Origin of the sequence: Azohydromonas caseinilytica (assembly GCF_012927045.1) — a bacterium.
Taxonomy (GTDB): domain Bacteria; phylum Pseudomonadota; class Gammaproteobacteria; order Burkholderiales; family Burkholderiaceae_C; genus Azohydromonas; species Azohydromonas caseinilytica.
This window is the reverse complement of record NZ_JABBFW010000002.1, coordinates 62,149-88,521: the sequence shown is the minus strand read 5'-3', so window position 1 is coordinate 88,521 and position 26,373 is coordinate 62,149. Positions and strand designations below refer to the sequence as shown.

At 71.2% G+C, this 26,373-nt stretch carries 26 protein-coding genes; 12 read left to right on the top strand and 14 right to left on the bottom strand.

Annotated elements, in window-relative coordinates; genetic code table 11:
* Positions 1–9: 9 nt before the first annotated feature.
* From HHL10_RS03525 to hemC, 4 genes are all read right to left on the bottom strand, one after another.
* Positions 10–1,251 (bottom strand): heme biosynthesis HemY N-terminal domain-containing protein, encoded by a 1,242-nt coding sequence (locus tag HHL10_RS03525; RefSeq protein WP_169158970.1) that lies wholly within the window; start codon positions 1,249–1,251, stop codon positions 10–12.
* Complete coding sequence (locus HHL10_RS03520) at positions 1,251–2,240, bottom strand: uroporphyrinogen-III C-methyltransferase (protein ID WP_310734516.1); 990 nt, start codon at positions 2,238–2,240, stop codon at positions 1,251–1,253. Before HHL10_RS03520 ends, HHL10_RS03525 begins: the two co-directional genes overlap by 1 nt.
* Before the next feature lie 83 nt (positions 2,241–2,323).
* A complete protein-coding gene (locus HHL10_RS03515; RefSeq protein ID WP_310734515.1) occupies positions 2,324–3,118 on the bottom strand; it encodes a uroporphyrinogen-III synthase in 795 nt (264 codons plus the stop codon).
* 8 nt (positions 3,119–3,126) lie between these two features.
* Entirely contained in the window at positions 3,127–4,065 is a 939-nt protein-coding gene (gene hemC / locus HHL10_RS03510; protein WP_169158969.1) for a hydroxymethylbilane synthase, read from the bottom strand.
* A gap of 120 nt (positions 4,066–4,185) precedes the next feature.
* Between hemC and ppc the strand changes: the two genes are divergently transcribed.
* The gene (gene ppc / locus HHL10_RS03505) at positions 4,186–6,981 is read left to right on the top strand and encodes a phosphoenolpyruvate carboxylase (protein ID WP_169158968.1); all 2,796 of its coding nucleotides are present in this window, start codon (positions 4,186–4,188) and stop codon (positions 6,979–6,981) included.
* Positions 6,982–7,023: 42 nt separating this feature from the next.
* On the opposite strand, the gene HHL10_RS30160 is transcribed toward ppc, so the two are convergent.
* Both HHL10_RS30160 and HHL10_RS03495 read right to left on the bottom strand, forming a co-directional pair.
* Positions 7,024–7,836, bottom strand: a complete 813-nt coding sequence (locus tag HHL10_RS30160) for a peptidoglycan-binding domain-containing protein (RefSeq protein WP_205832899.1) — start codon at positions 7,834–7,836, stop codon at positions 7,024–7,026.
* Positions 7,837–7,850: 14 nt separating this feature from the next.
* Positions 7,851–8,396 carry a hypothetical protein gene (locus tag HHL10_RS03495; protein ID WP_169158967.1) on the bottom strand — a complete coding sequence of 182 codons (546 nt, stop codon included), beginning with the start codon at positions 8,394–8,396 and terminating at the stop codon, positions 7,851–7,853.
* 38 nt (positions 8,397–8,434) lie between these two features.
* Between HHL10_RS03495 and argH the strand changes: the two genes are divergently transcribed.
* The 3 genes from argH to HHL10_RS03480 all read left to right on the top strand — a co-directional run bounded on the left by argH (position 8,435) and on the right by HHL10_RS03480 (position 10,654).
* Positions 8,435–9,832: an argininosuccinate lyase gene (gene argH / locus HHL10_RS03490; RefSeq protein WP_169158966.1), complete on the top strand. Its 1,398-nt coding sequence runs from the start codon at positions 8,435–8,437 to the stop codon at positions 9,830–9,832.
* Positions 9,833–9,968: 136 nt separating this feature from the next.
* A complete protein-coding gene (locus HHL10_RS03485) occupies positions 9,969–10,253 on the top strand; it encodes an antitoxin (RefSeq protein WP_169158965.1) in 285 nt (94 codons plus the stop codon).
* A complete protein-coding gene (locus HHL10_RS03480; protein ID WP_169158964.1) occupies positions 10,253–10,654 on the top strand; it encodes a type II toxin-antitoxin system VapC family toxin in 402 nt (133 codons plus the stop codon). The genes HHL10_RS03485 and HHL10_RS03480 overlap by 1 nt, the downstream gene beginning before the upstream one ends.
* 61 nt (positions 10,655–10,715) lie before the next feature.
* Here the strand turns inward: HHL10_RS03480 and HHL10_RS03475 are convergent, their stop codons facing one another.
* Genes HHL10_RS03475 through HHL10_RS03445 form a run of 7 tightly spaced genes read right to left on the bottom strand, consistent with a single transcriptional unit; the run spans position 10,716 to position 17,313 of the window.
* Positions 10,716–11,606, bottom strand: coding sequence for a formate dehydrogenase accessory sulfurtransferase FdhD (locus tag HHL10_RS03475; RefSeq protein ID WP_169158963.1), 891 nt, complete (start codon positions 11,604–11,606; stop codon positions 10,716–10,718).
* An 18-nt stretch (positions 11,607–11,624) separates the two neighbouring features.
* Entirely contained in the window at positions 11,625–11,987 is a 363-nt protein-coding gene (locus HHL10_RS03470; RefSeq protein WP_169158962.1) for a hypothetical protein, read from the bottom strand.
* Between the two features lie 23 nt (positions 11,988–12,010).
* Positions 12,011–13,126 carry a formate dehydrogenase subunit gamma gene (locus tag HHL10_RS03465; RefSeq protein WP_169158961.1) on the bottom strand — a complete coding sequence of 372 codons (1,116 nt, stop codon included), beginning with the start codon at positions 13,124–13,126 and terminating at the stop codon, positions 12,011–12,013.
* Between the two features lie 17 nt (positions 13,127–13,143).
* On the bottom strand, positions 13,144–13,386 hold the full coding sequence (locus HHL10_RS03460) for a hypothetical protein (protein ID WP_169158960.1): 243 nt from the start codon (positions 13,384–13,386) through the stop codon (positions 13,144–13,146).
* Positions 13,383–14,033, bottom strand: a complete 651-nt coding sequence (gene fdh3B / locus HHL10_RS03455; protein ID WP_169158959.1) for a formate dehydrogenase FDH3 subunit beta — start codon at positions 14,031–14,033, stop codon at positions 13,383–13,385. Before fdh3B ends, HHL10_RS03460 begins: the two co-directional genes overlap by 4 nt.
* Positions 14,034–14,067: 34 nt before the next feature.
* The gene (locus HHL10_RS03450; RefSeq protein WP_169158958.1) at positions 14,068–17,067 is read right to left on the bottom strand and encodes a formate dehydrogenase subunit alpha; all 3,000 of its coding nucleotides are present in this window, start codon (positions 17,065–17,067) and stop codon (positions 14,068–14,070) included.
* A gap of 33 nt (positions 17,068–17,100) precedes the next feature.
* Positions 17,101–17,313: a twin-arginine translocation signal domain-containing protein gene (locus HHL10_RS03445; protein ID WP_169158957.1), complete on the bottom strand. Its 213-nt coding sequence runs from the start codon at positions 17,311–17,313 to the stop codon at positions 17,101–17,103.
* 411 nt (positions 17,314–17,724) lie between these two features.
* Between HHL10_RS03445 and HHL10_RS03440 the strand changes: the two genes are divergently transcribed.
* The 4 genes from HHL10_RS03440 to HHL10_RS03425 are packed head-to-tail and all read left to right on the top strand — an operon-like array spanning position 17,725 to position 21,836.
* Positions 17,725–19,125 carry a sigma-54-dependent transcriptional regulator gene (locus tag HHL10_RS03440; protein WP_310734514.1) on the top strand — a complete coding sequence of 467 codons (1,401 nt, stop codon included), beginning with the start codon at positions 17,725–17,727 and terminating at the stop codon, positions 19,123–19,125.
* Complete coding sequence (locus tag HHL10_RS03435; RefSeq protein WP_169158956.1) at positions 19,125–21,095, top strand: sensor histidine kinase; 1,971 nt, start codon at positions 19,125–19,127, stop codon at positions 21,093–21,095. The genes HHL10_RS03440 and HHL10_RS03435 overlap by 1 nt, the downstream gene beginning before the upstream one ends.
* 38 nt (positions 21,096–21,133) lie before the next feature.
* Complete coding sequence (locus tag HHL10_RS03430; protein WP_169158955.1) at positions 21,134–21,433, top strand: hypothetical protein; 300 nt, start codon at positions 21,134–21,136, stop codon at positions 21,431–21,433.
* Positions 21,417–21,836 (top strand): putative toxin-antitoxin system toxin component, PIN family, encoded by a 420-nt coding sequence (locus HHL10_RS03425; RefSeq protein WP_169158954.1) that lies wholly within the window; start codon positions 21,417–21,419, stop codon positions 21,834–21,836. The genes HHL10_RS03430 and HHL10_RS03425 overlap by 17 nt, the downstream gene beginning before the upstream one ends.
* Positions 21,837–21,919: 83 nt before the next feature.
* On the opposite strand, the gene HHL10_RS03420 is transcribed toward HHL10_RS03425, so the two are convergent.
* Positions 21,920–22,447 carry a DUF3455 domain-containing protein gene (locus HHL10_RS03420; RefSeq protein WP_169158953.1) on the bottom strand — a complete coding sequence of 176 codons (528 nt, stop codon included), beginning with the start codon at positions 22,445–22,447 and terminating at the stop codon, positions 21,920–21,922.
* Between the two features lie 237 nt (positions 22,448–22,684).
* On the opposite strand from HHL10_RS03420, the gene HHL10_RS03415 reads away from it, so the two are divergent.
* The 4 genes from HHL10_RS03415 to HHL10_RS03400 all read left to right on the top strand — a co-directional run bounded on the left by HHL10_RS03415 (position 22,685) and on the right by HHL10_RS03400 (position 26,351).
* The gene (locus tag HHL10_RS03415; RefSeq protein WP_169158952.1) at positions 22,685–23,419 is read left to right on the top strand and encodes a GntR family transcriptional regulator; all 735 of its coding nucleotides are present in this window, start codon (positions 22,685–22,687) and stop codon (positions 23,417–23,419) included.
* Positions 23,420–23,524: 105 nt separating this feature from the next.
* Positions 23,525–24,511 (top strand): tripartite tricarboxylate transporter substrate binding protein, encoded by a 987-nt coding sequence (locus tag HHL10_RS03410; protein WP_169158951.1) that lies wholly within the window; start codon positions 23,525–23,527, stop codon positions 24,509–24,511.
* A 5-nt stretch (positions 24,512–24,516) separates the two neighbouring features.
* Positions 24,517–25,365, top strand: a complete 849-nt coding sequence (locus tag HHL10_RS03405; RefSeq protein WP_169158950.1) for an amidohydrolase family protein — start codon at positions 24,517–24,519, stop codon at positions 25,363–25,365.
* Entirely contained in the window at positions 25,362–26,351 is a 990-nt protein-coding gene (locus tag HHL10_RS03400) for a Bug family tripartite tricarboxylate transporter substrate binding protein (RefSeq protein WP_169158949.1), read from the top strand. Before HHL10_RS03405 ends, HHL10_RS03400 begins: the two co-directional genes overlap by 4 nt.
* Positions 26,352–26,373 lie beyond the last annotated feature (22 nt).

The window sequence follows — 26,373 nt, the reverse complement described above, 5'->3', positions numbered from 1 at the left end:
TTTTGCGGATCAATCAAGGGCCGCTGCAAATTCATGACATTCATGGGCGCGGTCCTGGTCGCCCTCCTCGCGCGCGAGCTGCGCCAGCGTGCGCCAAGCCCGGCGCCGGGCCATGGACGCGAGCCGCGCATCCCGCGCCGACTGCTCCAGCGGTCGCCGCGCCTTGCCCCAGAGCTGGCGTTCGGCAAAGGCGGCGCCGGCGACCACCACCACGGCCGGCTCCTGCGGGTAAGCCTGCAGCGCCGACTCCAGCCGCGGCAGCCAGTCCGCGCCGATGCCCGGCAGCGCCTGCAGCAAGGCCAGGGCGATCTGCTCGCGCTCTTCCGGGCTCAGCTCGTCCAGACGCTCCCACAGCGGCCGCAGCCAGCCGCGGGCGTCACCATGCGCCCCGAGCGACGCTGCATGCTGCGCCGCGCGCGCCGCGACGAAGGGATCGCGCCGGTCGGACGGATCAAGGCTCTGCCAGACCTGCTCCAGCTGGTCCAGGTCATGCGCCTGCTCCAGCGCCTGGAACGCCAGCGAGCGCAGCAGCCCCTGCGCCGCCAGTGCCGAGAAGCCCTGGTGCTTGGCCAGCAGGCGCGCCGTGGGCAGGGCCTGCAGCGGCTGCTGCGCCAGGCGCTGGGCCTGCAGACGCAGCCGCAGCGCCTGCGTGCGCCGCGCCGTGCCCGGAGGCAGTTCCGACAGCAGCGACAGCGCCTGCGTGGCGTCGCGGTCGTCCAGCGCCCATTCCGCCGCCAGCAACAGAGCGGCATCGTCGCCCGGGCGCGCCACGCCGCCGCGGCGCGTGGCCAGGACCTGGCGCAGCTGCTCGTCGCGCTCGGTGCGGTTTTGCAGACGGTGGGCGCTGGCCGCGGCCAGCAGGTGCGACAGCAGCGCCAGCTCCTGCTCGCCACCCTCGGGCGTGGCCTCGCGCAGCGCCAGGGCGCGTTGCGCCGCCTTCTGCGCCCGGGTGTAGCGCGCGGCCAGGAACTCCGCCAGCGCCAGCCGCAGCGCGGCCTGCGCGGCGCGCTCGCGGCGCAGGGCCCGCCACTCCCGGGCGCGCTGCGGCAGCCCGGTGAGCGCGCGCAGCGCCTGCAGGGCCGACACCAGCACCGCGCCGCCGGCCAGCAGCGCCAGCAGGAACAGGTTGAGCGAGAGGTCCACGCGCCAGCCGCGCCAGTACAGCGAGACCAGCCCGTCGTTGGCACCCAGCGTGATCGCGGCCACCACGGCGGCCACGAACAGCAGCACCAGCCAGATGACGCTGCGCATCAGCGGCCCGCCGCCGCCGCGGCCAGCGCCGCCAGCGTCTCGTCCGGCCGCGGCAGCGACACCTGGCGCGCCTGCGACGCCACCTGCTTCAGCAGCTCCGAAGCCACCTGCACGCGGCGCGAGGCCGGGTCGAAGTAGCGCTCCAGCGCCGCCTGGGCGTCACGTAGGTCCGCCTGCGCCGTGGCGTACTGGCGCGACAGCAGCGCCAGCCGCGCATTGAGCAGCCGCAGCTTGAGGTTCTCGCGCAGGAAGTACATCTGCTCCGGCGCCAGCAGCAGCGCCTCGGGCTGCTGCACGCGCGCCACGCGCACCAGTGAGCGCATCTCCTCCCACAGCCGCACCGGCCAGGCATCCCACCAGGCCACGAGATGGTCGTTCCACGAGGCGCCGGAAGCGCCGGCCTCCGGGGCCGACGCGCCACGCGGCGCTGCCGAGGGTGCGCGGCGCGACTCGGTGGCGGCCAGCAGCGGCAGCTCGTCCACCAGGCGCACCAGCTCATCGAGCCGCAGCGTCAGGCTGGAGAGGTCGCTCACGCCCACGGCCTTGACGCGGTCCAGGTCGCGCGCCAGCGCCCGGCGCACGCGCTCCAGCCGTGGCTGGTTGTAGCGCGCCAGCCGGTCGTCGGCCTGCTGCAGCGCCTGCAGCAGCGGCTCGGTGCTGCCGGTGATGGCGCTTTGCTGCAGCGCCACGCGCAGCGCGGCATCGACGTCGGCCACCACGTTCTCGTCGCGCGAGCGCGCCAGCGACTGGATCAGGTCCTCGATCTGCGTGCGCTGCAGCGCCGCCTCGGACACGCGCGCGTCCAGCAGCGCCACGCGCGCGCCGGCCTCGCGCGAGGCGTCCTGCGCCTGCTTGGCCAGCAGCAGCGCCTGCGCCGCCTCGCCCTGGCTGTCCTGCTGGCGCTTGACCAGCTCCTTTTCCAGCACACGCAGGCGCTGCTGGGTGTTCCAGCCCACGCCCAGCGCGCCCAAGGCCACGACCGAGGCCACGATCAGCGCCCAGTTGCGCAATGCGTCGCGGCGGGAGGTTGAAGGCGCCGAAGGCGGCGGAGCGGCGGAGGAAGCGGCTTGATTCACGGTCGCGGCGATTGTAGGCAGCGGGTTTCAGCGTCCCGGAGCGCGGCACAGACGGCGTCGAAAGCGGGCGACACGGCATCGACCCGGCCAATGCCGAGCTCCCGCGCCGCCTGCGCAATGCGCGGATGCGAGGCCAGCGCCTGCGAGCGCGACCAGTCCGCGCCCGGCGCCAGCGCCGGCAGGTGGCCCACGGCCTCCGAGCTGCTGAACAACCAGATGAAGTGAGGGGCCCGAGACAGGGCCTCGTGCAGCAGCGCCTGCTGCGCGGCATCGAGCCGCGGCGCGCCGCGGCCGTAGGCCTGGAGGAAGTCCACCCGCGCGCCGGCCTCCAGCAGCCGCTGCGCGAGCCAGTCGCGCCCGCCCTCGCCGCGCACCACGCGCACGCGCCGGCCGGCCCAGGGCAAGCTCTGCATGTGTGCCCACAGCGACTCGGAATCGAAGCGTTCCGATGCCGCATCGGGCTGCAGCACGCGCTCGGCCGGCACGCCGGCATCGACCAGCGCCTGCGCCGTGCCCGGCCCCGGCGCGGCGGCCCACACCGATGCCGGCCAGGCCAGGCCCGCCGGCCGCGCCGCGAAGAACCGGCTCACGGCATTGGGGCTGACGAACATGACCGCATCGATGCTGGCGCCGGCGAGCTCCTGCCAGGCGTCGCGCAACGGCCCCGGCGCCACCGCGTCGATGTGCAGCAGCGGCAGCGCCGCGGCGTCGAAGCCGGCGCCGCGCAGCCGCCGCACCCACTCGTCGGCCTGGGGCTGCGGGCGCGTCACCAGCACGCGCAAGGACGGCACGGCGGCGCTCAGTGCGTCGCCTTCAGGTAATCGGCCGCGCCCTGCTGCTGCAGCGCCTGCGCGGCCTGCGCGCCCAGCGCCTCGGCCTGGGCCGCGTCGGCGACGGGAGACTGCAGTTGCGCGCGCAGCGGTGCGCGGGCCGTGCCGTCGGCCACGTCCTCGCCGATGAGCACGTCGATGTGCATTTCGCCGCCGGTCCAGGTGGCGTGCGCGGCCAGCGGCATGCTGCAGCTGCCGCCCAGCGCGCGCGAGACGGCGCGCTCGGCGATGGTGGCCAGCCAGGTCGGCCGGTCGATGAAGCCGGCCAGCTGCTGGATCAATGCCGCGTTGTCGCTGCGCACCTCGATGCCCAGCGCCCCCTGCCCCGCGGCCGGGATCATCTGCTTCTCATCGAACACCGAGCGGATGCGGTGCGCCAGCTCCAGGCGCTTGAGGCCCGCGGCGGCCAGCACGATGGCATCGAACTGGCCCTCGTCGAGCTTGCGCAGCCGCGTGTCGAGGTTGCCGCGCAGCGGCTCGATGCGCAGGTCCGGCCGCAGCGCGCGCAGCTGCACCACGCGGCGCAGGCTGGAGGTGCCCACGCGCGCGCCCTGCGGCAGGGCGTCCAGGTTGTCGAAGCGGTTGGAGATGAACGCGTCGCGCGGGTCCTCGCGCTCCAGGATCGCCGCCAAAGCGAAGCCCTCGGGCAGCACCATCGGCACGTCCTTGAGCGAGTGCACCGCCAGGTGCGCGCGGCCCTCTTCCAGCGCCGTTTCCAGCTCCTTGACGAACAGGCCCTTGCCGCCGACCTTGGACAGCGTGCGGTCCAGGATCTGGTCGCCGCGCGTGGTCATGCCCAGCAGGGTCACGGTGGCACCCAGGCGCTGCTGCAGCAGCGCGCGCACATGCTCGGCCTGCCACAGCGCCAGGCGGCTCTCGCGCGTGGCGATGATCAGAGATTCGTTCATGGGCCGGGATTATCGGCGCCCGCTCCAGCCCCTTTTGGCGCCCCGGGCGCGAGCGTGAAAAGGGCACGGCTCGCGCAACCCTTAGCATCAGCGCTTTTGCTTTTTCGCGAGCCCATACCCATGCCACGCCGCCCTGCTCCCGCTGACGACGCCGCTGAGAAAAACCGCCCGCTGGTGGAGGACATCCGCCTGCTGGGGCGGCTGCTGGGCGAGGTGATTCGCGAACACGAGGGCGCCGCCGCCTTCGACCTCATCGAGCGCGTGCGCCAGCTCTCGGTGGCCTACCGGCTCAAGAACGACGCCAACGCCGGCAAGAGCCTGGACCGGCTGCTCAAGAACCTGTCGTCGGAGCAGACGGTCAGCGTCATCCGCGCCTTCAGCTACTTCTCGCACCTGGCCAACATCGCCGAGGACCGCCACCACGTGCGCCGGCGCGAGTTCCACGAGCGCCTGGCCGCGCAGGGCCACCACCCGGCCCACGAAGGCTCGCTGGCCGCGAGCTTCGAGAAACTCTCCGGCGCCGACGTGCGCGCCGAGGACATCGCCCGCATGCTGGAGCACGCCTACGTCTCGCCGGTGCTCACCGCGCACCCGACGGAAGTGCAGCGCAAGAGCATCCTCGACGCCGAGCGCGCCATCGCCGACCTGGTGGCGGTGCGCGACCACCTGGGCACGCCGCGCGAGCGGGACGAGAACGAGGCGCTGCTGCGCGGGCGCATCACGCAGCTGTGGCAGACGCGCATGCTGCGCTACACCAAGCTCACCGTCGCCGACGAGATCGACAACGCCCTCTCCTACTACCGCACCACCTTCCTGCGCCAGATCCCGCGCCTGTACCGCGAGATCGAGCACATGCTGCCCGGCTACGCGGTGGGCAACTTCCTGCGCATGGGCAACTGGATCGGCGGCGACCGTGACGGCAACCCCAACGTCACGGCCGAGACGCTGAAGCTGGCCCTGGCGCGCCAGGCCGAGGTGGCGCTGCGCCACTACCTGGTGGAGGTGCACGAGCTCGGCGCGGAGCTGTCCACCTCGCAGATGCTCGCCCCGGTGTCGGCCGAGATGCTGGAGCTGGCCGAGCGCTCGCCCGACCACAACCCGCACCGCGAGGACGAGCCCTACCGCCGCGCGCTCACGGGCATGTACGCGCGGCTGGCCGCCACGCTGCACGAGCTCACCGGCACCGAGGCGCTGCGCCACGCCGTGGCGCCGCAGAACCCCTACCTCAGCGCCGAGGAGTTCCTGGGCGACCTGCGCGTGATCGAGGACTCGCTGCACACCCACCACGCCGAGGCGCTGATCGGCCCGCGCCTGGCGCCGCTGATGCGCGCGGTGCAGGTCTTCGGTTTCCATCTCGCCACCGTGGACCTGCGCCAGAGCTCCGACCAGCACGAAGCCGTGATTGCCGAGCTGCTGCAGGTGGCGCGCCTGGAGAGCGATTACTCCGGGCTGGACGAGGCCGCCAAGCGCGAGCTGCTGTTGAAGCTGCTCAATGACGCGCGGCCGCTGCGCGTCATGGGCCACGAGTACTCGCCCTGGACCTGCAGCGAGCTGGCGGTGTTCGAGACGGCGCGCCAGATGCGCCGGACCTTCGGCGCGGCGGCGCTGCGCCACTACATCATCAGCCACACCGAGGAGGTCAGCGACCTGCTCGAAGTGCTGCTGCTGCAGAAGGAAACCGGCCTGCTGCGCGGCCTGCTGGCCGAGGATGCGGCGGTGGACCTCATCGTCAGCCCGCTGTTCGAGACCATCGGCGACCTGCGCCGCGCCGCGCCCATCATGAGCGAGTACCTGGCGCTGCCCGGCGTGCTGGACATGCTCAAGCGCTCCGGCGCCGAGCAGGACGTGATGCTGGGCTACAGCGACTCCAACAAGGACGGCGGCTTCTTCACCAGCAACTGGGAGCTGTACCAGGCCGAGACCGCGCTGGTGGAGCTGTTCGGGCCGCTGCGCGAGCAGCAGGGCCTGACGCTGCGCCTGTTTCACGGCCGCGGCGGCACGGTGGGCCGCGGCGGCGGCCCCAGCTACCAGGCCATCCTGGCGCAGCCCCCGGGCACGGTGAACGGGCAGATCCGCCTCACCGAGCAGGGCGAGGTCATCGCCTCCAAGTACGCCAACCCCGAGATCGGCCGCCGCAACCTGGAGACGCTGGTTGCCGCCACGCTCGAAGCGACCCTGCTGCACCCGACCAAAGGGGCCAGCAAAGCCTTCCTGCAGGCCGCGGCCGAGCTGAGCCAGGCCAGCTTCGACGCCTACCGGCACCTGGTGTACGACACCCCGGGCTTTGCCGACTACTTCTTCGCCGCCACGCCCATCCGCGAGATCGCCGAGCTCAACATCGGCTCGCGCCCGGCCTCGCGCAAGGCCACGCGCGCCATCGAGGACCTGCGCGCCATTCCCTGGGGCTTCAGCTGGGGCCAGTGCCGCGTGGCGCTGCCGGGCTGGGCCGGCTTCGGCTCCGGCGTGGAGGCCTTCCTGGGCGAGGACGAGGCCGAGCGCGCCAGGCGCCTGGCGCTGCTGCGGCGCATGCACAAGCAGTGGCCCTTCTTCAGCACGCTGCTGTCCAACCTGGACATGGTGCTGGCCAAGAGCGACCTCGGGATCGCGCGGCGCTACGTGGACCTGGTGGAGGACAAGCGGCTGGGCAAGAAGATCTTCGCCGCCATCGAGGCCGAGTGGCAGCGCACCTACGACGCGCTCAACCTCATCACCGGGCAGTCGCAGCGCCTGGCCAGCAACCCGGCGCTGGCGCGCTCCATCGAGCACCGCTTCCCGTACCTCGATCCGCTCAACCACCTGCAGGTGGAGCTGATGCGGCGCTGGCGCCGCGAGGCCGAGCACAACGACGAGCGCCTGAAGCGCGGCATCCACATCTCGATCAACGGCGTGGCGGCGGGGCTGCGCAACACGGGCTGACGCGAGGGCCGAGCCGCGGCTCGGCGGGGGCCGCGGCCGCGCTCAATGGCCGTCGCTGGACCAGTGCGGCGGGTCCGACAGCAGCTTGATCACGCCGTAGCCGGCGCCTACCTTGTGCAGCGCGGTGTTCGAGCCGTCGCGCGGGCTCGACAGCGCCACCGCTGCGCCGGCGGCGGTCTTCACCGTGATCGTTCCCGGCCAGCGGATGCTCATGTCGATCGCCAGGCCTTGGATGTGCCGCGAGGTCAACGAGGGCTGAAACACCAGCTCGAACAGGTCCACCATCTCCTGCGCGGCCTTCCTCGACTTCGCATCGTTGCCGTGGTCCCACACGATGTCGCAGCCCGGCTCGGGCGGCACCTCGCCGGGTTTGACCACGCCCTTGGCCACCTTCCAGCTGTAGTGCATCAGGTAGGCGCGGGTGTGGTTGCGGCGCGTGGCGCTCACATCGACCGAAGCGCCCGCCGCCTGCAAGGCCTTGAGGAAGGCCGTCACCTTGGCAGCGAAGCCCGGCTCGAGATCGGCGACGCGGTTGCTGTTCGGAAACCGGGCCTGGTTCGCATGCCACCACTGGGCGCCGCTGAGAGCGGCACCGGTTGCAGTGCCGGCCGGCATGGTCAACGCCTGCCAGGTACGGCCGCCCACGTCCACGCGTCCGTCCCCGGTCTTGGCGCCCAGCACCTTGCGCTGGAACAGGCGGATGGCGTTGATCAGCTCGTCGCTGACCTGGCCGTCCACAGGCAAGGGCACAAGCCCGAAGCGCTGCGCCTGCGCGTTGAGCAGTTGCTGCACCGTGCGCACGTCCGCCTCGTGGTTGACGCCTTCGCTGCCGACCGAATGGGTGATTTCGCTCATGCTGCCTCTCCTCGCTACTCGACCTGGTCTTCGTAGTCCTTCAGCGCCGCCAGGGCATTGGCGTCACTGGCGTAGCGCCGGCGCAGATCGGCCAGTTCGCGATCGGTGCCGGTGCAGTGCTTCTTCAGCTGGGCCTGCAGAAATGCAGCCCGCTGGGCGTCGTAGGCTTCCTCGCCCCGGAAATGGTCACAGGCATCGCGCCGGGCGCGGAACGCGGTGATCTCGGCGGGCAGCGCCGCCGGAGGGGCCGTGGCGGACGCCGCCGATGCACCGGGCGCCGAAGCCGTTGAAGCAGTGGCCTGGGCGGACGCTCTCGATGGCGTCTTGGCCGGGCCGCAGGCGGCCAGGCCGACGGCCAGGACCAGACAGGCCTTCTGGAAGTGCTGCGTCCGCATCGGCAAGCTTGGAGTGGGGCTTGGCCGCAACTGTAACGGGCCCATGCCGTCGAGCCCTGTGGCCTTGGTCACCAGCGCCGGCTGCGCAGCGATGGCTGCCGCGCGGGCCGGGCGACCGTCCAGGGCGGCCAGGGGCGCGCCGATAAAATGGCGGGTTCCGCCCACGGCGCCGCCGCTGCGGCCCAATCCAACCGCATTCCATCATGTCCTCCAACCAACTCGACAAGAAGGCGCAAGCCTGGTCCGCCCTCTTTTCCGAGCCGATGAGCGAGCTGGTCAAGCGCTACACGGCCAGCGTCGATTTCGACAAGCGGCTGTGGCAGGCCGACATCGAGGGCAGCCTCGCGCACGCGGCCATGCTGCAGGCGCAAGGGATCATCGGCGAGCAGGACCTGGCCGACATCCGCCGCGGCATGGCGCAGATCCGCGCCGAGATCGAGGCCGGCACTTTCGAGTGGAAGCTGGACCTGGAGGACGTGCACCTCAACATCGAGGCACGCCTGACGCAGCTGGTGGGCGACGCCGGCAAGCGGCTGCACACCGGTCGCAGCCGCAACGACCAGGTTGCCACCGACGTGCGGCTGTGGCTGCGCGGCGAGATCGACCAGCTCCAGCCGCTGCTGGCCGCCATGCAGCGCGCGCTGGTGAGCGTGGCCGAGAAGAACGTGGACACCATCCTGCCCGGCTTCACGCACATGCAGGTGGCTCAGCCGGTGAGCTTCGCGCACCACATGCTGGCCTACGTGGAGATGTTCGCGCGCGACGCCGAGCGCCTGGCCGACCTGCGCAAGCGCGTGAACCGCCTGCCGCTGGGCTCCGCGGCGCTGGCCGGCACCAGCTACCCGCTGGACCGCGAGATGGTGGCCCAGCTGCTGGGCTTCGAGGCCGTGACGCAGAACAGCCTGGACGCCGTGAGCGACCGCGACTTCGCCATCGAGTTCACGGCCTTCGCGGCCATCGCGATGATGCACGTCTCGCGCCTGGCCGAAGAGATCGTGCTGTGGATGAGCCAGAATTTTGCATTTATCGACCTGGCCGACCGCTATTGCACGGGCAGCTCGATCATGCCGCAGAAGCGCAATCCCGATGTCGCTGAGCTGGCGCGCGGCAAAACGGGACGGGTGTACGGTCATCTGACCGCCCTGCTGACGCTGATGAAGGGCCAGCCCCTCACCTACAACAAGGACAACCAGGAGGACAAGGAGCCCTTGTTCGACGCCGTGGACACGCTGCGCGACACGCTGCGCATCATGGCCGAGATGGTGGAAGGCATCCTGGTGAAGCCCGAGGCGATGGAGAGCGCCGCGCGCCGCGGCTACGCCACCGCCACCGACCTGGCCGACTACCTGGTGAAGAAGGGCCTGCCCTTCCGCGACGCGCACGAGGTGGTGGCGCACGCGGTGAAGGTCGGCTTGCAGCGCGGCGTGGACCTGTCGGAGCTGCCGCTGGAGGTGCTGCAGCAGTTCCACGCCGCCATCGGCGAGGACGTCTACGAGGTGCTGACCCTGCGCGGCTCGCTGCAGGCGCGCCAGGTGCTCGGCGGCACGGCCCCGGTGCAGGTGCGCGCGCAGATCGAGTGGCACAAGCAGCGCCTGGCCTGAGCGGCCTCCCGCTCCGAATGACGAAAGCCCGGCTTGACCGGGCTTTTTTGTGCCTGTCAGCAGGGACTTTGCCCGCCCCGACGCGATAAGGCGTTGCCTAATATCCGGCAGCGATATCTACCAACGGACACCCCTGATGGACACTGCCAAAGTTTTCATGACCGGACGCAGCCAGGCGGTGCGGCTGCCCAAGGCCTACCGCTTCGATACCGACGAGGTGACGATCGAGCGGGCTCCCGACGGCGCGGTCATCTTGCGCCCCAAGCCCCGCGCCAACCTCGGCGAGCGCATTCGGCAGATCCTGGAAAAAGCTGGCGACACCAGCGAGTTCGAGCGCCCCGAGCAGGGTTCGCTGGAACGCGATGCCTCGTGGTGGGACGAGCAGGGTTTCGAGACGCCCAAGCAGCCCGGGCATGAGTGATGCGGCTGCTCGACACCAACATCCGCGTCTACATCATCCGCCGCCGACCTCCCAAGGTGTACGAGCAACTGGCGCGGGTCGAGGCTGAGGGTGTGGCGCTGTCCGTCATCACCGCTCTGGAACTGCAGGTCGGCGCGGTGCGTGCATCCGCGCACCAATACGCGACGCTGATCGGGGAGTTCCTGAACGCCTTCGACGTGTTGCCGCTCGACGCTGCGGTCCGGGAGGTCTATGCACGCGAGCGTGTCGCGCTGGAGCGTGCCGGCCAGATGATTGGTCCGCTCGACATGCTGATCGCGGCCCACGCACTGGCGCTCGATGCGACGCTGGTCACCAACAACCTGCGCGAGTTCAGCCGCATCCCGGGGCTGAAGCTGGAGAACTGGGCCGAAGGCACCTGAACCAGATGCCCAAGAAAAAGCCCAGCAGCGCCGGGCTTTTTCAATCCTGCGGGACAACACCTCAACTCGACCGCACCACCCGCGCCACCGGCGGCGCGGGCTCCGGCTCGGCGTCAAAGCGCTCGAAGCCCGTGTAGCAGAGGAAGTGCCGGTTCGCCGCGCGCCCGAACAGCGTCATGCCCAGCCGCGTCGCCAGCTCGTGGCCCATCTGCGTCACGCCGTTGCGGCTCACCACGATGGGCACGCCCATCTGCGCCGCCTTCATCACCATCTCGCTGGTCAGGCGCCCGGTCGTGTAGAAGCATTTGTCCGCCCCGTCCACGCCGTTCATCCACATCCAGCCGGCAATCGAGTCGATGGCGTTGTGGCGGCCCACGTCCTCGATGAAGTACAGCAGCTCGCTGCCGCGGAACAGCGCACAGCCGTGCACCGAGCCGGCCTTGCGGTGGATGCTCTCCAGCTGGATCTGGCGCATGCGCTCCAGCATGGCCGAGAGCGTGGACTGCCGGATGCGCGCCTGCGCCGCCGAGGGCAGCCGCAGCTCGTCGAACTGCGCCATCGCGTCGCCGAACACCGTGCCCTGGCCGCAGCCGGTGGTGACGATGCGCCGCGCCGTCTTGCGCTCGAAGTCCTGCACCCCGGCGCGCGTCTTCACGGCGGCGGCGTTCACTTCCCAGTCCACCGTGACGGAGTCCACCTCCGCCACCGAGCCCACCAGGCGCTGGTTGCGCAGGTAGCCCAGCACCAGCAGCTCGGGCGCGGCGCCCAGCGTCATGAGCGTGACCAGCTCGCGCCGGTCCACGAACACGGTCAGCGCACGCTCGTTGGGAATGTGGATGACGCGACGCTGTCCGTACTCGTCCAGCACCTCGACCTCGCGCGTGAGCGCCGCGCCGGTGTTGGTCAGGCGCGGCAGCAGCAGGATGTCAGACAAGGCTTGCACGGCAGCCATGGTACGGGGCCTTGCGAGTCAGGGCTTCTTGACGGGCATCGGGGCGGCGGGCGTGGCGGCAGCCGTCGTGGGCGCGGCCGGCGCCGCGGCGGTTTCGGGCGGCGGGTAGACGAAGGGGCCGGGGTCGGCGCAGGGCGGCGTCGCCACCACCTCGCCCACCGGCTTGCCGGCCTTCTTCTGCTCGACCAGGGTGCGCGCGGCCACGCGGTCGCTGGCCTTGCACAGCTGATACGCGGCGACCTTGTCGCTCCAGGCCGTCTTGGCCTTGGCCTCCTCGGCCTTGGCCTTGGCCTCGTCGGACAGCGGTGGCAGCTTCGCGAACGCGGTGCCGCCCAGGAGCGCCACCGCGGCGAGCACGGCGGAACGGGAGAGTTGCTTCATGGTTCTCTTGTCTCCTGCCCGGCTCAGGCGCGGGGCGTGGCGATGGTCGGGCGCGGCGTGGCGGCGCCGGAGCGCTGCGCGGGGATCTTCCCGGCCTTGACGTCGTCGTACCAGAGCTCGTGATGCTCGCGGGCCCAGTCCTCGCTGACGTAGCCGCTGCGCATGGCGCGGTAGGCGCCCTTCACGCCGATCGAGCCCATGTAGATGTGGCCCAGGAACAGGCACATCATCAGGATGGTCGAGACGGCGTGCACCAGGTGCGCCACCTGCATCTGGCCGCGGGTGTAGTCCATGTCGGGAATGAGCTTGTCCAGCACCAGCCCCGAGCCCACCACGGTCAGGCCCAGCCAGAACATGCCGACCCAGAACAGCGTCTTCTCGCCGGCATTGAAGCGGTGCGAGGGCACGTGCCGGCCGGTGAACAGGCCGCCGCCCTTGAGCGCCCACTGCAGGTCCCAGGCCTTGGGCCAGTTGTCGCGCGCGAACATGAGCAGCATCACCAGCATCGACACGGCAAAGGCCGGCCCGGCGAAGTTGTGCGCGGTCTTGAGCGCGTAGGTGAGCCAGCCGAACAGCGCCGTGCCCAGCACGGGCAGCAGGAAGAACTTGCCGAAGGCCATCACGATGCCGGAGATCGCCAGCAGGCAGAACGCGCCGGCGTTGACCCAGTGCGCCGCGCGCTCCAGCGGCGTGAAGCGCTCGATGGTCGCGGGCGCGTGGTCGTCATGGCCCATCGGGCCGCGGCGCCAGTAGAACAGCCCGATGGCTACCACCACGACCAGCAGCAGCGCGCCGCCGTAGGGAATGAGCCAGCGGTTGCGCACCTGGCGCCAGGCCTCGCCGGCGTTGGTATGCGCCGAGCCCGGGTACTGCGTGAAGCGCTGGATCAGCACGCCCTTCTCCACGCCGGGCAGCGTGGTCGTGCCCTCCACCACGCCGCTCTCGCGCACGGCGCGCCACAGCGGCGCATTGTTGCCGGGCTGGCTCCTGGCGCGCTCGGCGTTGGTTTCGTCGGCACGCGGCTGGGCCGGTGCCGCCGGTGCGATCGAGCCCGCCGGCGGCGCCGACTGCGCCAGCACCGGCACGCCGGCACCGGCCAGCGCCACGGCCAGCAGGAGTTTGGGGATCAAGCCTCGCATGGCTGCTCCTCGGAAAGTCACTGCGGCACCGCGGCGGGCGCGCGCGAATACTCGTTCTGGCCCTGGGCGCGGGTGCGCAGCTGCTGTTCCCAGCCCGCGCGCTCGCCGGCGGCCCAGCCCTGAGCGCTGAAGCGGGCATCGCCGCCCTGGAAGGCCGGCTGGTCGGACTTCACCACCTTGACGTCCAGCGCCTGCGAGCGCTCGCCGCAGGCGCCCAGGGCAACCGAGGCCGCGGCGATAAGGATGAAACGCGCGATCACGACTTCACCTCCGCCTTCACCGGCTCGGGTTTGACCGCGCCGCTGCCGGATTGCGGCTGCGCGGGCTTGCCGTAAGCGGTGCCCCAGCCCCAGACCTCGCTGCCCTTGCCGCGCTGCACTACGCGGGTGCGGAAGATGTCCGCCACCACGTCGCCATCGCCGCCCAGCAGCGCCTTGGTCGAGCACATCTCGGCGCAGATCGGCAGCTTGCCTTCCGACAGGCGGTTGCGCCCGTACTTTTCGAACTCGGCTTCGGAGCCGTTGGCCTCGGGGCCGCCGGCGCAGAAGGTGCACTTGTCCATCTTGCCGCGCAGGCCGAAGGTGCCGTTGGTGGGGAACTGCGGCGCGCCGAAGGGGCAGGCATAGGAGCAGTAGCCGCAGCCGATGCACACGTCCTTGTCGTGCAGCACCACGCCCTCGTCGGTGCGGTAGAAGCAGTCCACCGGGCACACCGCCATGCACGGCGCGTCCGAGCAGTGCATGCACGCCACGGAGATGCTCTTCTCGCCGGGCACGCCGTCGTTGAGCGTGACCACGCGGCGGCGGTTCACGCCCCAGGGCACTTCGTGCTCGGCCTTGCAGGCGGTCGCGCAGCTGTTGCACTCGATGCAACGCTCGGCGTCGCACAGGAATTTCATTCGGGCCATGTCAGGTCCTTGTCTCTTTCAGCGGCTTCAAGCTTCAGGCGCGCTCGATCTGGCAGAGCGTCGTCTTGGTCTCTTGCATCATGGTCACGCTGTCGTAGCCGTAGGTCGTGGCGGTGTTGACCGCCTCGCCGCGCACGATGGGCATGGCGCCCTGCGGGTAGTAGGCCGCCAGGTCCTGGCCGCCCCAGCGGCCGGAGAAGTGGAAGGGCAGAAAGACCGTCTCGTGGTTCACGCGCTCGGTCACCAGCGCCTTGACGCGGATGCCCTTGAAGCCCGGCACCGCTTCCATCGGCGGCGTCCTCACCCACACGTACTCGCCGTTGCGGATGCCACGGTCGTTGGCGGCCTTGGGATTGAGCTCGACGAACATCTCCTGCTGCAGCTCGGCCAGGTACGGGTTGGAGCGCGTCTCCTCGCCGCCGCCCTCGTACTCGACCAGCCGGCCGCTGGTCATGATCAGCGGGAAGCGCTGGCCGATGTCCTTGTTCTTCTCCTGCACGCTCTTGTAGAGCGTGGGCAGGCGCCAAAAGGCCTTCTTGTCGTCGTGCGTCGGGTATTTCGCAATGAGATCCGGCCGGTTCGAGAAGATCGGCTCGCGGTGCTGCGGGATCGGGTCGGGGAAGTTCCAAACCACGGCGCGCGCCTTGGCGTTGCCGAAGGGGTGGCAGCCGTGGTTCTTCATGACCACGCGCTGGATGCCACCGGAGAGGTCGGTCTTCCAGTTCTTGCCCTCGGCGGCCTTCTGCTCGGCCTCGGTGAGCTCGCCCCACCAGCCCAGTTTCTTGAGCAACAGGTGGTCGAACTCGGGGTAGCCGGTGGTGATGTCGGCGCCCTTGGAGTGCGAGCCGTCCTCGGCCAGCAGGCTCACGCCGTCGCGCTCCACGCCGAAGTTGGCGCGGAAGTTGCCGCCACCGTCCATGACATGCCGGCTGGTGTCATAGAGGTTGGGCGAGCCCGGGTGCTTGAGCTCGGGCGTGCCGAAGCAGGGCCAGGGCAGGCCGAAATAGTCGCCGTCGAGGCTGTAGCCGCTTTCCTTGTCGGTGCCGCCCTTGGCGCGCAGCGTCTTCACGTCGAAGACGTGCATGTTGCGCATGTGGGCCTTGAGGCGCTCGGGGCTCTGGCCGGTGTAGCCGATGGTCCACACGCCGCGGTTGATCTCGCGCAGCACCGACTCGGTCTCGGGCTCCAGCATGCCGCCCTTGCCCCGGACCATCTTGTAGCCCTGGGTGAACTCCTTGCCGAAGCCCAGCTTGTCGGCGAGCTGGGCCATGATCATGTGGTCGGTGCGGCTTTCCCACAGCGGCTCGATGACCTTCTCGCGCCACTGGATGGAGCGGTTCGAGGCGGTGCACGAGCCGCTGGTCTCGAACTGCGTGGTGGCCGGCAGCAGGTACACGGCGCGGTTGGGGTTGGCGTCCTCGGCCCGGCCGGGCATGGCCGCCATGCCGGCGGTGGCGCTGGGGAAGGGGTCGATCACGACCAGCAGGTCCAGCTTGTCCATGGCCCGCTTCATCTCCAGGCCGCGGGTCTGGGAGTTGGGCGCGTGGCCCCAGAAGATCACGCCGCGCAGGTTGGCGTCCTGGTCGATGAGCTCGTTCTTCTCCAGCACGCCGTCGATCCAGCGCGACACGGTGATGCCGGGCTTGGTCAGCATCCCCGGGGCATAGCGCTGCTTGATGTCCTCGAAGTCCAGGCCCCAGACCTTGGCGAAGTGCTTCCACGCGCCCTCGGCCAGGCCGTAGTAGCCGGGCAGCGAGTCGGGGTTGGGGCCCACGTCGGTGGCCCCCTGCACGTTGTCGTGGCCGCGGAAGATGTTGGTGCCGCCGCCGCTCTTGCCCACGTTGCCCAGCGCCAGCTGCAGCAGGCACGAGGCGCGCACGATGGCGTTGCCGATGCTGTGCTGGGTCTGGCCCATGCACCACACGATGGTGCCGGGGCGGTTCTCGGCCAGCGTCCTGGCGACCTTGTAGGTGGTTTCGCCGTCAACGCCGCAGACCTCCTGCACCTTCTCCGGCGTCCACTTGCTCAGCACCTCCTCGCGCACCTTGTCCATGCCGTAGACGCGGTCGTGCAGGTACTGCTGGTCCTCCCAGCCGTTCTTGAAGATGTGATGCATCACGCCGAACAGGAACGCGATGTCGGTGCCCGAGCGGATGCGCACGTACTCGTCGGCCTTGGCCGCGGTGCGGGTGAAGCGCGGATCGACCACGATCACCTTGCAGCCGTTCTCCTTGGCATGCAGCAGGTGCAGCATCGACACCGGGTGCGCTTCCGCGGCGTTGGAGCCGATGTAGAGCGCCGCCTTGGCGTTCTGCATGTCGTTGTAGGAGTTGGTCATCGCGCCGTAGCCCCACGTGTTCGCGACGCCCGCGACGGTGGTGGAGTGGCAGATGCGCGCCTGGTGGTCGCAGTTGTTGCTGCCCCACAGGCTCATCCACTTGCGCAGCAGGTAAGCCTGCTCGTTGTTGTGCTTGGACGAGCCCACCACGTACATCGCGTCCGGGCCGCTTTGCTTGCGCAGCTCCAGCATGCGGGCGCTGATCTCGCTCAGGGCCTGGTCCCAGCTGATGCGCTGGTACTTGCCGTCCACCAGCTTCATCGGGTACTTCAGCCGGTACTCGCCGTGGCCGTGCTCGCGCAGCGCGGCGCCCTTGGCGCAGTGCGCGCCCATGTTGATGGGCGAATCGAACACCGGTTCCTGGCGCACCCACACGCCGTTCTCGACCACGGCGTCCACCGCGCAGCCCACCGAGCAGTGGCCGCACACGGTGCGCTTCACTTCGACCTTGCGGCTGCCGTCGGCCACGGCGGCGGGTTTGTCGGAAGCCTGGGCCTTCTGCACCAGGCTCAATTGGGAGGCGGCGATGCCGGCGCCCACGCCCAGGCCCGAGCGGCGCAGGAAGGCGCGGCGGTCCAGGGTGCCGATGGCGCGGCGGTTGAAGGCGTCGATGCCGCGGGTCAGGCTGGAGACCAGGCCCGACGACGATGGGCCGGCGGCAGCGGCCGGCGCGGCGCTCTTGCGCGTGAGCAACATGGGGTGTTTTCCTCTTCTCGGGACGCCGGGGGGTCAGATGCGCGCGGTCTGGTAGTAGCGCAGCACGTGCGGCGTGACCTGGTAGCCCTCGCCCTTGGCGGGCTCGGCGGCGGGCTGCGCAGCAGCCGTCGGCGCGGGCGCGGGCTGGCCCTTGGGCAGCACGGCCACGGCGGCGGCCAGGGCGCCGGCGGTGCCGGCACCGGCCAGGGCGCGGCGGCGCGACAGTTTGGATTGGGGCTCGCTCATGAGGCTCTCCTCGGCGGTTTCAGGGGTGCGGCCGGCAGCACAGCGGGCTTGGGCCGTCTCGGGGTGGCGGCGCTTCGCGGGGAAGCGCAGCGGCAGGCGGGTACTGGGGGGCTTAGGCAGCGCCAGACATAGGGCCACGGCGTGCCTGCCGGCACGTCCTCATGCACGCACCGTTCCAGCACATGCGCGCGGCGAGTTTCGTGACGGATCAATGACTTGCGCCGGATCAAGCGGCTTGGCGACAGTCCGGCGCGACAGCTTGTCGCGACAATCCCCGACAACTTGTCGCGGCGCTCGCTGGGGTCGCAGGCAAACCCGGCTACCCGTTCCGGGGGGCCTTCCTACAATCCCGCCGCCCGTGGCCCGCCCGGCCGCCCGGCTCCTCCCTCTCTCACTCCTGGCAGTTCCGACGTGATTCCTGACGCCCCGCCCTCCTCTCCCGCCGAGCGCTGGCCGCTGGCCAGCGTGCTGGTGGTCGATGACGAGGAAGGCATGCGCAGCTTCCTGACCAAGACCCTGGCCACGCGCTGCGGCCAGGTGCTGGCCGCGGGCAGCGCCGAGGAGGCCGCCACGCTGTGCGCGCAGCACCGCTTCGACCTGCTGATCCTGGACATCGCGCTGCCGGGCAAGAGCGGCATCGAGCTGCTGCGCGAGCTGCGCGAACAGGGCCACTCCGGCGAGGTGATCCTCATCACCGCCTTCGCCGACCTCGACACCGCCATCGAGGCCCTGCGCGCCGGCGCCTCGGACTTCATCCTCAAGCCCTTCCGCATCGCGCAGATCCTCAATGCCATGGCGCAGTGCCTGGAGCGCTCGCGCCTGGCGCGCGAGAACTTCGTGCTCAGGCGCACGTTGTCGGAGAAACGGCCGGCCTCGCCGCTGGATGGTTTCATCGGCAACTCTCCAGCGATGGCTTCACTGCAGCATGCGCTGCGGCGCGCCGCCGCGGTGCCGAGCACGGTGCTGCTGTCGGGCGAGTCAGGCACCGGCAAGGAGCTGGCGGCGCTGGCGCTGCATGCGCGCAGCCCGCGCGCGGCCGGGCCCTTCGTGCCGGTGAACTGCGCCACGCTCTCGCCCGAGCTGATAGACAGCGAGCTGTTCGGCCATGCGCGCGGCGCCTTCACCGGCGCGGCCAGGCACCGCGACGGCCTGTTCTATTACGCGCAGGGCGGCACGCTGTTCCTGGACGAGATCGGCGAGCTGCCGCTGGCGCAGCAGGCCACGCTGCTGCGCGTGCTGGAAGAGCGGCGCATCCGCCCCGTGGGCAGCGAGCAGCAGATCCCGGTGGACGTGCGCATCGTCGCGGCGACGAACCGCCCGCTGGCCGAGGAGGTGCGCGCCGGGCGCTTCCGCAAGGACCTGTACTACCGGCTGCAGGTGGTGGAGATCACGCTGCCGCCGCTGCGCGCGCACAAGGAGGACCTGCCGGCGCTGGCGCAGCATTTCATTGCCACGCTGGCGCCGCAGCTGGGGCTGGAGCCCTTCGAGATCACGGCCGAGCAGATGGCCTACCTGCAGCAGTACGACTGGCCGGGCAACGTGCGCGAGCTGCGCAACCTGGTGGAGCGCTCACTGATCCTGGGCGCGCTCAACGTGCAGGCGCTCTACCCCGGGCTGGAGCCCGTGCCCCAGCCGCGCGATGCCAGTGCCGGTGCGGCGGCGCCCACCGACCTGCAGACGCTGGAGAGGCGCCACATCCTGTCGGTGCTGGAGTCCGTGGGCGGCGACAAGACGCGCGCGGCAGCGCTGCTGGGCATCTCGCGGCGCACGCTGGAGCGGCGCTGTGCGGAGTGGCAGGCCGCCGCCTCCTGATGCGCCCCTCCGGCTCCATCCGCCGCCAGCTGCTGACCCTGGCGCTGCTGCCCGCGGGCGTGGCGCTGCCGCTGCTGGGCTTGGCGCTGGCGGGGTGGGGCAGCAGCGCGCTGGACGCGCTGCTGGTCACCAAGGTGCGCTCCGACCTGGCCGTGGCCCATGGCTACCTGGAGCGCGTGCGCGTGGAGATGGGTGCCAACGCCACGGCGCTGGCGGACTCGCAGGCGCTGCAGTCGGCCCTGGCGCGCGGCGCCACCCTGGCCGAGCTCGGCGCGCTGCTGCAGCGCTTCAAGCAGCGCGAGCGGCTGGACTTCGTCAACCTGCGCGACGCCGAGGGCCGGCTGCTGGCCACCGACTTCGGCCCGCCGCCCATGGACAGCCGCGCCGCCTGGTTCGCCGGGCCGGCCTCGCGCTCGGCGGTGGAGGTGCTGGACCCGCGCGACTTCGCCGTGATCGCGCCCGCGCTGCAGTCGCGGGTGGCCGTGCCGCTGCTGCCCACGCGCAACGCCGCGCCCACCGAGCGCGCGACCGAGGAGCGCGCCCTGGTGCTGGTGGCGCGCGCGCCGGTGCAGGACGAGGCCGGCCAGGTGAAGGCCTATCTGCAGGCCGGACTGCTGCTCAACCGCAACCTGGACTTCATCGACCACGTCAACGAGATTGTCTACCCCGAGGGCGCCTTGCCCTTCGGCAGCCGCGGCACGGCCACGCTGTTCCTGGACGACCTGCGCGTCACCACCAACGTGCGGCTCTTCGACGGCCAGGGCGCGCACCGCGCCATCGGCACGCGCGTGTCGCGCGAGGTGCGCGAGGCGGTGCTGGGCCGCGGCAGCACTTGGCTGGACCGCGCCTTCGTGGTGGACGACTGGTACGTCTCGGCCTACGCCCCGCTGGCCGACGGCCAGGGCCGGCGCGTGGGCATGCTCTATGTCGGCTTCCTGGAGCAGCCTTTCAACCGGCTGAAGGTCGGCGTGCTGCTGGGCATCGGCGTGCTGTTCTTCGCCGTGATGGGCGCGGCGGCGTGGCTGTCGCTGCGCCAGGCGCGCGCGCTGTACCGGCCGCTGGAGCACATGGGCCGGACCATGGACGAGGTGCAGGCCGGGCGGCCGGCCCGCGTGGGCCCGCTGCAGGGCAGCAGCGAGGAGCTGGCGGCGCTGGGCGCGCACCTGGACGGGCTGCTCGACACCGTGGACGGGCAGACCCGCGCGCTGCGCCAGGCCAATGCCGAGCTCGACGCCAAGGTGGAAGCGCGCACGCGCGAGCTGCGGGCGGCGCAGCAGCAGCTGCTGCGCAGCGAGAAGATGGCCGCCATCGGCCAGCTCACGGCCAGCATCGCGCACGAGGTCAACAACCCCATTGCCGTGCTGCAGGGCAACCTGGACCTGATGCGCGAGCTGCTGGGCGAGCACGCCCACCGCGTGCGCGACGAGCTGAAGCTGGCTGACGAGCAGGTCGAGCGCATGCGGCTGATCGTGGCGCAGCTGCTGCAGTTCGCCCGGCCCAACGAGTACGCCGGCTACGTGCAGGCGGTGGACGTGGCGCAGGCGCTGCAGGACTGCCTGCGGCTGGTGGGCCCGCAGCTCGCGCGCAGCGGCGTGCGGGTGCGGCAGGCGCTGGCGCACACGCGCAGCGCGTCCATCAACCGCCAGGAGCTGCAGCAGGTGCTGGTGAACCTGCTGCTCAACGCGCTGCAGGCCATGGGAACCGGCGGCGAGCTGCTGCTGGCGAGCCGCGACGAGGGCAACGGCGTGGCGCTGTCCGTCACCGACAGCGGCCCGGGCCTGGCGCCCGAGGTGCTGCGCGACCTGTTCCAGCCCTTCATGACCACCAAGCACGACGGCACGGGTTTAGGCCTGTGGATCAGCCACGGGCTGATCGAGCGCTACGGCGGGACGCTGCGGGCCAGGAACCGGGAGGACGGCGTGAGCGGGGCGGTGTTCGAGGTGTGGGTGCCGGGAGAAGGAGCGGCGTAGCGAAGAACACGCACCCGCACAAAGTCCTTGCTGCGCCCATGTTCGGTACGCTGAGCGCCGAGGCAAAGGAGTCCCTGATGGATGCAACAGCAGAACAAAGCCTGATTTCCAAGATCAGGGCGCTGACGCCGCAGCAAGTGGCGCAGGTTGAGGATTTCGTCGAATTCCTGGCGGCCAAGTCTAGGAAGCGTGAGGCGCTGGATCGGCTGCTGGACATTGCCCCTGCTCTGGAAGCCAGCGGCGCGGAGCCCATCAGCGAGGAAGACATCGCCATCGAGGTGAAAGCTGCACGGGCCGAACGCCGCGCTCGTCAGGACGCCGGTGCGGATCGTTCTTGACACCAACGTGGCGCTGTCGGCGCTGCTGTGGCGCGGCACGCCTTACCGCTTGCTCGCAACCATCCGCCAACGCGGCGACGTGCAGCTCTACAGCAGTGCGGCGCTGCTCACGGAACTGGCCGATGTGCTGTCCCGACCATCGATAGCCAAGCGGCTGGCCCTTATTGGGCGGTCGGCGCGCGATGTGCTGTCCGACTACGTGGAGGCTGTCGAAGTGGTGGAACCTCAAGCCGTGCCGCGCGTGGTACCGAACGATGCGGATGACGATCACGTCATCGCTGCTGCAGTCGCCTCGCACGCTGACGCCATCGTTTCCGGTGACACCGACCTGCTCTCCATGGGCCGCCACGAAGGCATCCAGATCATCGACGCCGCCCAAGCACTGGATCAGATAGCGCCCTGACTCACCCGTTCCCGAATGTCGTTCGCCGCAGGCGCGCCAGCAGAAGCTGAGAGTCCTTCCATCCGTTTGTCTGGAACGCCCCCTCACCGCCGCCCATAAAACACGTAGTCCGCCTCATACCCCACCACCCGCTCCCGTCCCTCGCGGCGGGCGTCGCAGGGTTGAGCCGGGGCCGCGCCGCCCCGGGTGTTGAGCCGCTGGATGTAGCTCACGCCCTGCATCGTGCCCTGGCCGGAGGCGGTGCCGGCGCGCAGCAGCTGCAGCGGCAGGTGCCCGGCCCCGGCCGGCGCCACGGCCAGCGCCCGGCCGGTGACCTTGGAGCCGTCCACCGACTTCCAGGTCGGCCCGGCGTAGGACCAGCCGATCTCGCGCAGGTAGACGTCGTAGAGCCGCGCCGTGGACGCGCCCGACACCCACGCGTAGCGGCCGCCCGCGCCGGCCTGGCGGCAGGCGTAGCGGATCTCGCCCTTGCCGATGGACCACAGCCGCAGCTCATGCCCCGCCGGCACCCGCACCGGCGCGGGCAGCGCGGCGTTGTCCACGGTGGCGGCGGCAGCGGCACAGGCCGCGATCAGGCCGGCGGCGACAAGGACGTGGGCGATGGACGGCACGGCGTTTCTCCTTGGAACGTCGCAGCGGGCCGCACGCTGCCTGGGCACCGCCGCGGCGGCTCACCGGGCGCGCGGCCCATTGGGGCCCGGCACACACCGCCGCAGGCCACGGCAGCGCAGCACGCGCACTGCCCGCATCCGCCGGACAGCGCCTGAAACCGCCTACCGTGGTTCCCCCAGGTCAGGGCCTGCATTCATGCAGGCATACTTCAGTCCTCTATAGGACTAGATCAATTCATGGACCGCCTTCAGCTGATCCAGCCTGAGCCCGGCCAGAGCCGCTATGCCGCGCTGGCCGCGGCGCTGCGCGCGCGCATCGTGGCCGGCGAGTGGCCGCCGGGCTCGGCCATTCCGGCGGAGCAGACGCTGGCCGCCGAGCACGGCGTGGCGCTAGGCACCATGCGCCGCGCGCTGGAGCTGCTGACGGAACAGGGCTTCATCGAGCGCGTCCACGGCCGCGGCACCTTCGTGAAGCCGGCGCTCAGCGGCGGCTCGCTGCTGCGCTTCTTCCGCTTCGGCGACGGCAGCGGGCAGGCGCCGGCCTCGCGCATCCTGGCGCGCGAGACGCTGCCCGCGCCGGCCGAGGTGGCGCGCACGCTGGGCATGGGCCCGGGCGAGCCGGCGCTGCGGCTGCGCCGGTTGCGGCTGCTGGCGCAGCAGCCGTGTCTGCTCGAAGAGATCTGGCTGCCGTTGCCGCTGTTCGAGGCGCTGGCCGAGGGTGACCCGGCCGATTGGGGCGACCTGCTCTACCCGCTGTTCGCCCAGCGCTGCGGCGTGCACGTGCACCGCGCGGTGGACACCATCGGCTTCGGCAGCCTCGGCGCGGAGCAGGCGCGCGCGCTGGCACTGCCGCCCGGCCATCCCTGCGCCCGCGTGCAGCGCCAGGCCTTCGACTTGGCCGGGCACTGCATCGAGGCCCGCACCACGCTGGGCGACGCCAACGCCTTCCACTACACGGTGTCCATCACCTGATCCCTGGCCCGGCCTGGCTGCAGGCCCGCGGGCCTGCGGCGCCACGGGACCAAGCCGGGCTTTTCCCTCCCCCAGCGCCGCCTCAAAAGCACGAAGCGAGAACACATGACTGCCCCTGCTCCCTGGACGCGCCGGCGCCTGCTGGCTGCCTCCGCCCTGCTGGCCGCGCCCGCCCTGTCGCGCGCGGCCGGCGCCATCGCCGGCGGCAAGCCGATTTCCCTGGTGGTGAGCTACCCGCCCGGCGGCGGCGCCGACGTGATGGCGCGGCTGATCGCGCCGCGCCTGGCCCAGGCCCTGGGCCAGGCCGTGGTGGTGGAGAACAAGCCCGGCGCCAGCGGCACCATCGCCGCGACGCAGGTGGCGCGCGCCACGCCCGACGGCTCGATGCTGCTGCTCGACGCCTCCAACTACGCCGTCAACCCGGCGCTGTTCGACAAGCTGCCCTACGACCCGGCCAGCGCCTTCGCGCCGCTGGCGGTGCTGGCGACCTTTCCCAACGTGCTGGTGTGCACGCCCGGCTTCGAGGCGCAGTCGGTGGCCGACGTGCTGCGCCTGGCCCGCGCCAGGCCCAACAGCCTGTCCTACGCCTCCTCCGGCAACGGCTCGGCACAGCACCTGGCCGGCGCGCTGTTCGAGCAGCTGGCCAAGGTCGATCTCACCCACGTGCCCTACCGCGGCGGCGGCCCGGCCATGACCGACGTGATGGGCGGCCAGGTGCCCCTGTTCTTCGCCAACGTGGCCTCCGCGCTGGGCCACATCCAGAGCAGGCGGCTGCGCCCGCTGGCCGTCACCTCCAAGCTGCGCACCCGCGCCCTGCCCGAGGTGCCCACGCTGGAGGAGTCCGGCCTCAAGGGCTACGAGGTGCTGGAGTGGAACCCGGTGCTCGCCCCCGCCGCCACGCCGGCGCCGGTGCGCGCGAAATTGGCGGCAGCGCTGCGCAGCGCCATGGCCGACCCCGAGGTGCTGGCGCGCGTGCGCAGCCTGGGCGGCGAGGTTTTCACGGGCGACGAGAAGGCCGCCGCCGCCTTCCTGCGGCAGCAGCAGGCGCTGTGGACCCAGGTGGTGCGCGAGCACCGCATCACCCGGGAGTGAGCGCCATGCGGGAGCCAGGCATCACCCGCCTCTCTGATTCACCGGAAGACGGCGGCTGGGACTGCCACGTGCATGTCTTCGACATCGCCGCGCCGGTGCAGCCGGGCCACTACGTGCCGGCGCACCGGCCGCTGCACGAGATCGAGGCCCGCGCCGCCGGCCACGGCATCCGGCACCTGGTGCTGGTGCAGCCCAGCGTCTACGGCAGCGACAACAGCGTGATGCTGCGCGCGCTGCAGGCCAGCGCCGGCCGGCACCGCGGCGTGGCGGTGGTCGAGCCGGACGTCTCCGACGCCACGCTGGACGAGCTGCACGCGGCCGGCGTGCGCGGCATCCGTTTCAACCTGGTGTCGCCCGTGGGCCACCAGGGCGATGCCGGCGACGCGCTGCGCTCACTGGCCCCCCGGCTGCGCCGGCGCGGCTGGCATGTGCAGTGGTATGCGCGGGCCGGGCATCTGGCCGGCCTGGCGACGCTGCAGCGCGAAATGGATCTGCCGTTCGTGCTGGACCATCTCGCCGGCCTGCATGCCGCGCTGCCCGCCGAGGACCCGGCCTGGGCCGCCGCCGCGGCCCTGGCCGAGGGCGGCGCCTGGATCAAGCTGTCGGGCTGGTACCGGCTGCAGTCCGTGGAACCCTACCCGGCGCTGTGGCCGGCCATCGAGCGCGCGGCCGCGCTGTTCGGCGACCGCTGCGTGTGGGGCTCGGACTGGCCGCACACGAGCTTCGCGCCCGACGCCCTGCCCACCTACGACAGCACCCTGGCGCCGCTGCGCCGGGTACTCGGCGACGCCGCCACGGCGCACCTCCTGCGGGCCCACGCGCCCGCCCTCTACCTGCAGGACCCCACGTCATGAACGATCTACAACTCACCCGCCGCCAGTGGCTGGCGCTGGGCGGCGCCCTCGGCGGCGCGACCCTGTGGCCGGGGCTGGCCCAGGCCCAGGCTTGGCCCTCTAAAGCCGTGCGCTTGGTGGTGCCCTTCGCCCCGGGCGGCAGCTCCGAGATCGTGGCGCGCGCTGCCGCCGCGGAGCTCACGAAATCGCTGGGACAGTCGGTGTACGTGGACAACAAGCCCGGCGGCGCCGGCAACGTCGCCATGGGCGAGGTGGCGCGCGCGGACGACCAGCACACGCTGATCCTCGGCCACATCGGCACGCTGGCGGTGAATCCCTTCATCTTCCCCAAGCTGCCCTACGACCCGAACAAGGACTTCAAGGCCGTGAGCCTGCTGGCCAAGGTGCCCAGCCTGTACGTGGTCAACCCGGCGCTGCCGGTGAAGAACCTCAAGGAGCTCATTGCCCTGGCCAAGAGCAAACCGGGCCGGCTCACTTACGGCTCGGCCGGCAACGGCAGCGCCGGCCACTTGGCCATGGAGTACCTGAAGATGGCCACGGACACGTTCATGCTGCACGTGCCCTACCGCGGCACCGGCCCGATGCTGACCGACCTGATCGCCGGCCGGCTGGACGCGGCCTCGGTGGGCGCACCGGCGATCCTGCAGTTCATCAAGGCCGGCAAGCTGCGCTGCATCGCCACCGGCACGCCGCAGCGCATCCCGCAGCTGCCCGAGGTGCCCACCGTGGCCGAGCAGGGCTTCCCGGGCTTCGAGATGACGCAGTGGTACGGGCTGATGGCGCCGGCCAACTTGTCGCAGGCCGCGCTGGAGCGCCTGGCCCCGGCGGCGGCCGCGTCCGTGAAGACGCCCGCGGCGCAGGAGCACTACAAGACCGAGGCCGCCCTGGCCGTGGGCAGCACCCCGGCCGATTTCGCCGCCTTCATCGCCGCGGAACAGAAGCGCTGGAAGCCGGTGATCGAGCGGGCCAAGATCAAGCCGGATTGAAGGAGGAACGGGGGACGTGCGC

What these genes read in the sequence shown, in the direction of transcription:
- HHL10_RS03450 (WP_169158958.1), bottom strand. Translation starts at nt 17,067, where the DNA reads ATGTTGCTCACGCGCAAGAGCGCCGCGCCGGCCGCTGCCGCCGGCCCA.
- HHL10_RS03480 (WP_169158964.1), top strand. Translation starts at nt 10,253, where the DNA reads ATGCGGCTGCTCGACACCAACATCCGCGTCTACATCATCCGCCGCCGA.
- HHL10_RS03435 (WP_169158956.1), top strand. Translation starts at nt 19,125, where the DNA reads ATGCGCCCCTCCGGCTCCATCCGCCGCCAGCTGCTGACCCTGGCGCTG.
- HHL10_RS30160 (WP_205832899.1), bottom strand. Translation starts at nt 7,836, where the DNA reads ATGAGCGAAATCACCCATTCGGTCGGCAGCGAAGGCGTCAACCACGAG.
- HHL10_RS03465 (WP_169158961.1), bottom strand. Translation starts at nt 13,126, where the DNA reads ATGCGAGGCTTGATCCCCAAACTCCTGCTGGCCGTGGCGCTGGCCGGT.
- HHL10_RS03415 (WP_169158952.1), top strand. Translation starts at nt 22,685, where the DNA reads ATGGACCGCCTTCAGCTGATCCAGCCTGAGCCCGGCCAGAGCCGCTAT.
- hemC (WP_169158969.1), bottom strand. Translation starts at nt 4,065, where the DNA reads ATGAACGAATCTCTGATCATCGCCACGCGCGAGAGCCGCCTGGCGCTG.
- HHL10_RS03430 (WP_169158955.1), top strand. Translation starts at nt 21,134, where the DNA reads ATGTTCGGTACGCTGAGCGCCGAGGCAAAGGAGTCCCTGATGGATGCA.
- HHL10_RS03485 (WP_169158965.1), top strand. Translation starts at nt 9,969, where the DNA reads ATGGACACTGCCAAAGTTTTCATGACCGGACGCAGCCAGGCGGTGCGG.
- HHL10_RS03405 (WP_169158950.1), top strand. Translation starts at nt 24,517, where the DNA reads ATGCGGGAGCCAGGCATCACCCGCCTCTCTGATTCACCGGAAGACGGC.
- HHL10_RS03445 (WP_169158957.1), bottom strand. Translation starts at nt 17,313, where the DNA reads ATGAGCGAGCCCCAATCCAAACTGTCGCGCCGCCGCGCCCTGGCCGGT.
- HHL10_RS03410 (WP_169158951.1), top strand. Translation starts at nt 23,525, where the DNA reads ATGACTGCCCCTGCTCCCTGGACGCGCCGGCGCCTGCTGGCTGCCTCC.
- fdh3B (WP_169158959.1), bottom strand. Translation starts at nt 14,033, where the DNA reads ATGGCCCGAATGAAATTCCTGTGCGACGCCGAGCGTTGCATCGAGTGC.
- HHL10_RS03470 (WP_169158962.1), bottom strand. Translation starts at nt 11,987, where the DNA reads ATGAAGCAACTCTCCCGTTCCGCCGTGCTCGCCGCGGTGGCGCTCCTG.
- ppc (WP_169158968.1), top strand. Translation starts at nt 4,186, where the DNA reads ATGCCACGCCGCCCTGCTCCCGCTGACGACGCCGCTGAGAAAAACCGC.
- HHL10_RS03400 (WP_169158949.1), top strand. Translation starts at nt 25,362, where the DNA reads ATGAACGATCTACAACTCACCCGCCGCCAGTGGCTGGCGCTGGGCGGC.
- HHL10_RS03475 (WP_169158963.1), bottom strand. Translation starts at nt 11,606, where the DNA reads ATGGCTGCCGTGCAAGCCTTGTCTGACATCCTGCTGCTGCCGCGCCTG.
- HHL10_RS03525 (WP_169158970.1), bottom strand. Translation starts at nt 1,251, where the DNA reads ATGCGCAGCGTCATCTGGCTGGTGCTGCTGTTCGTGGCCGCCGTGGTG.
- argH (WP_169158966.1), top strand. Translation starts at nt 8,435, where the DNA reads ATGTCCTCCAACCAACTCGACAAGAAGGCGCAAGCCTGGTCCGCCCTC.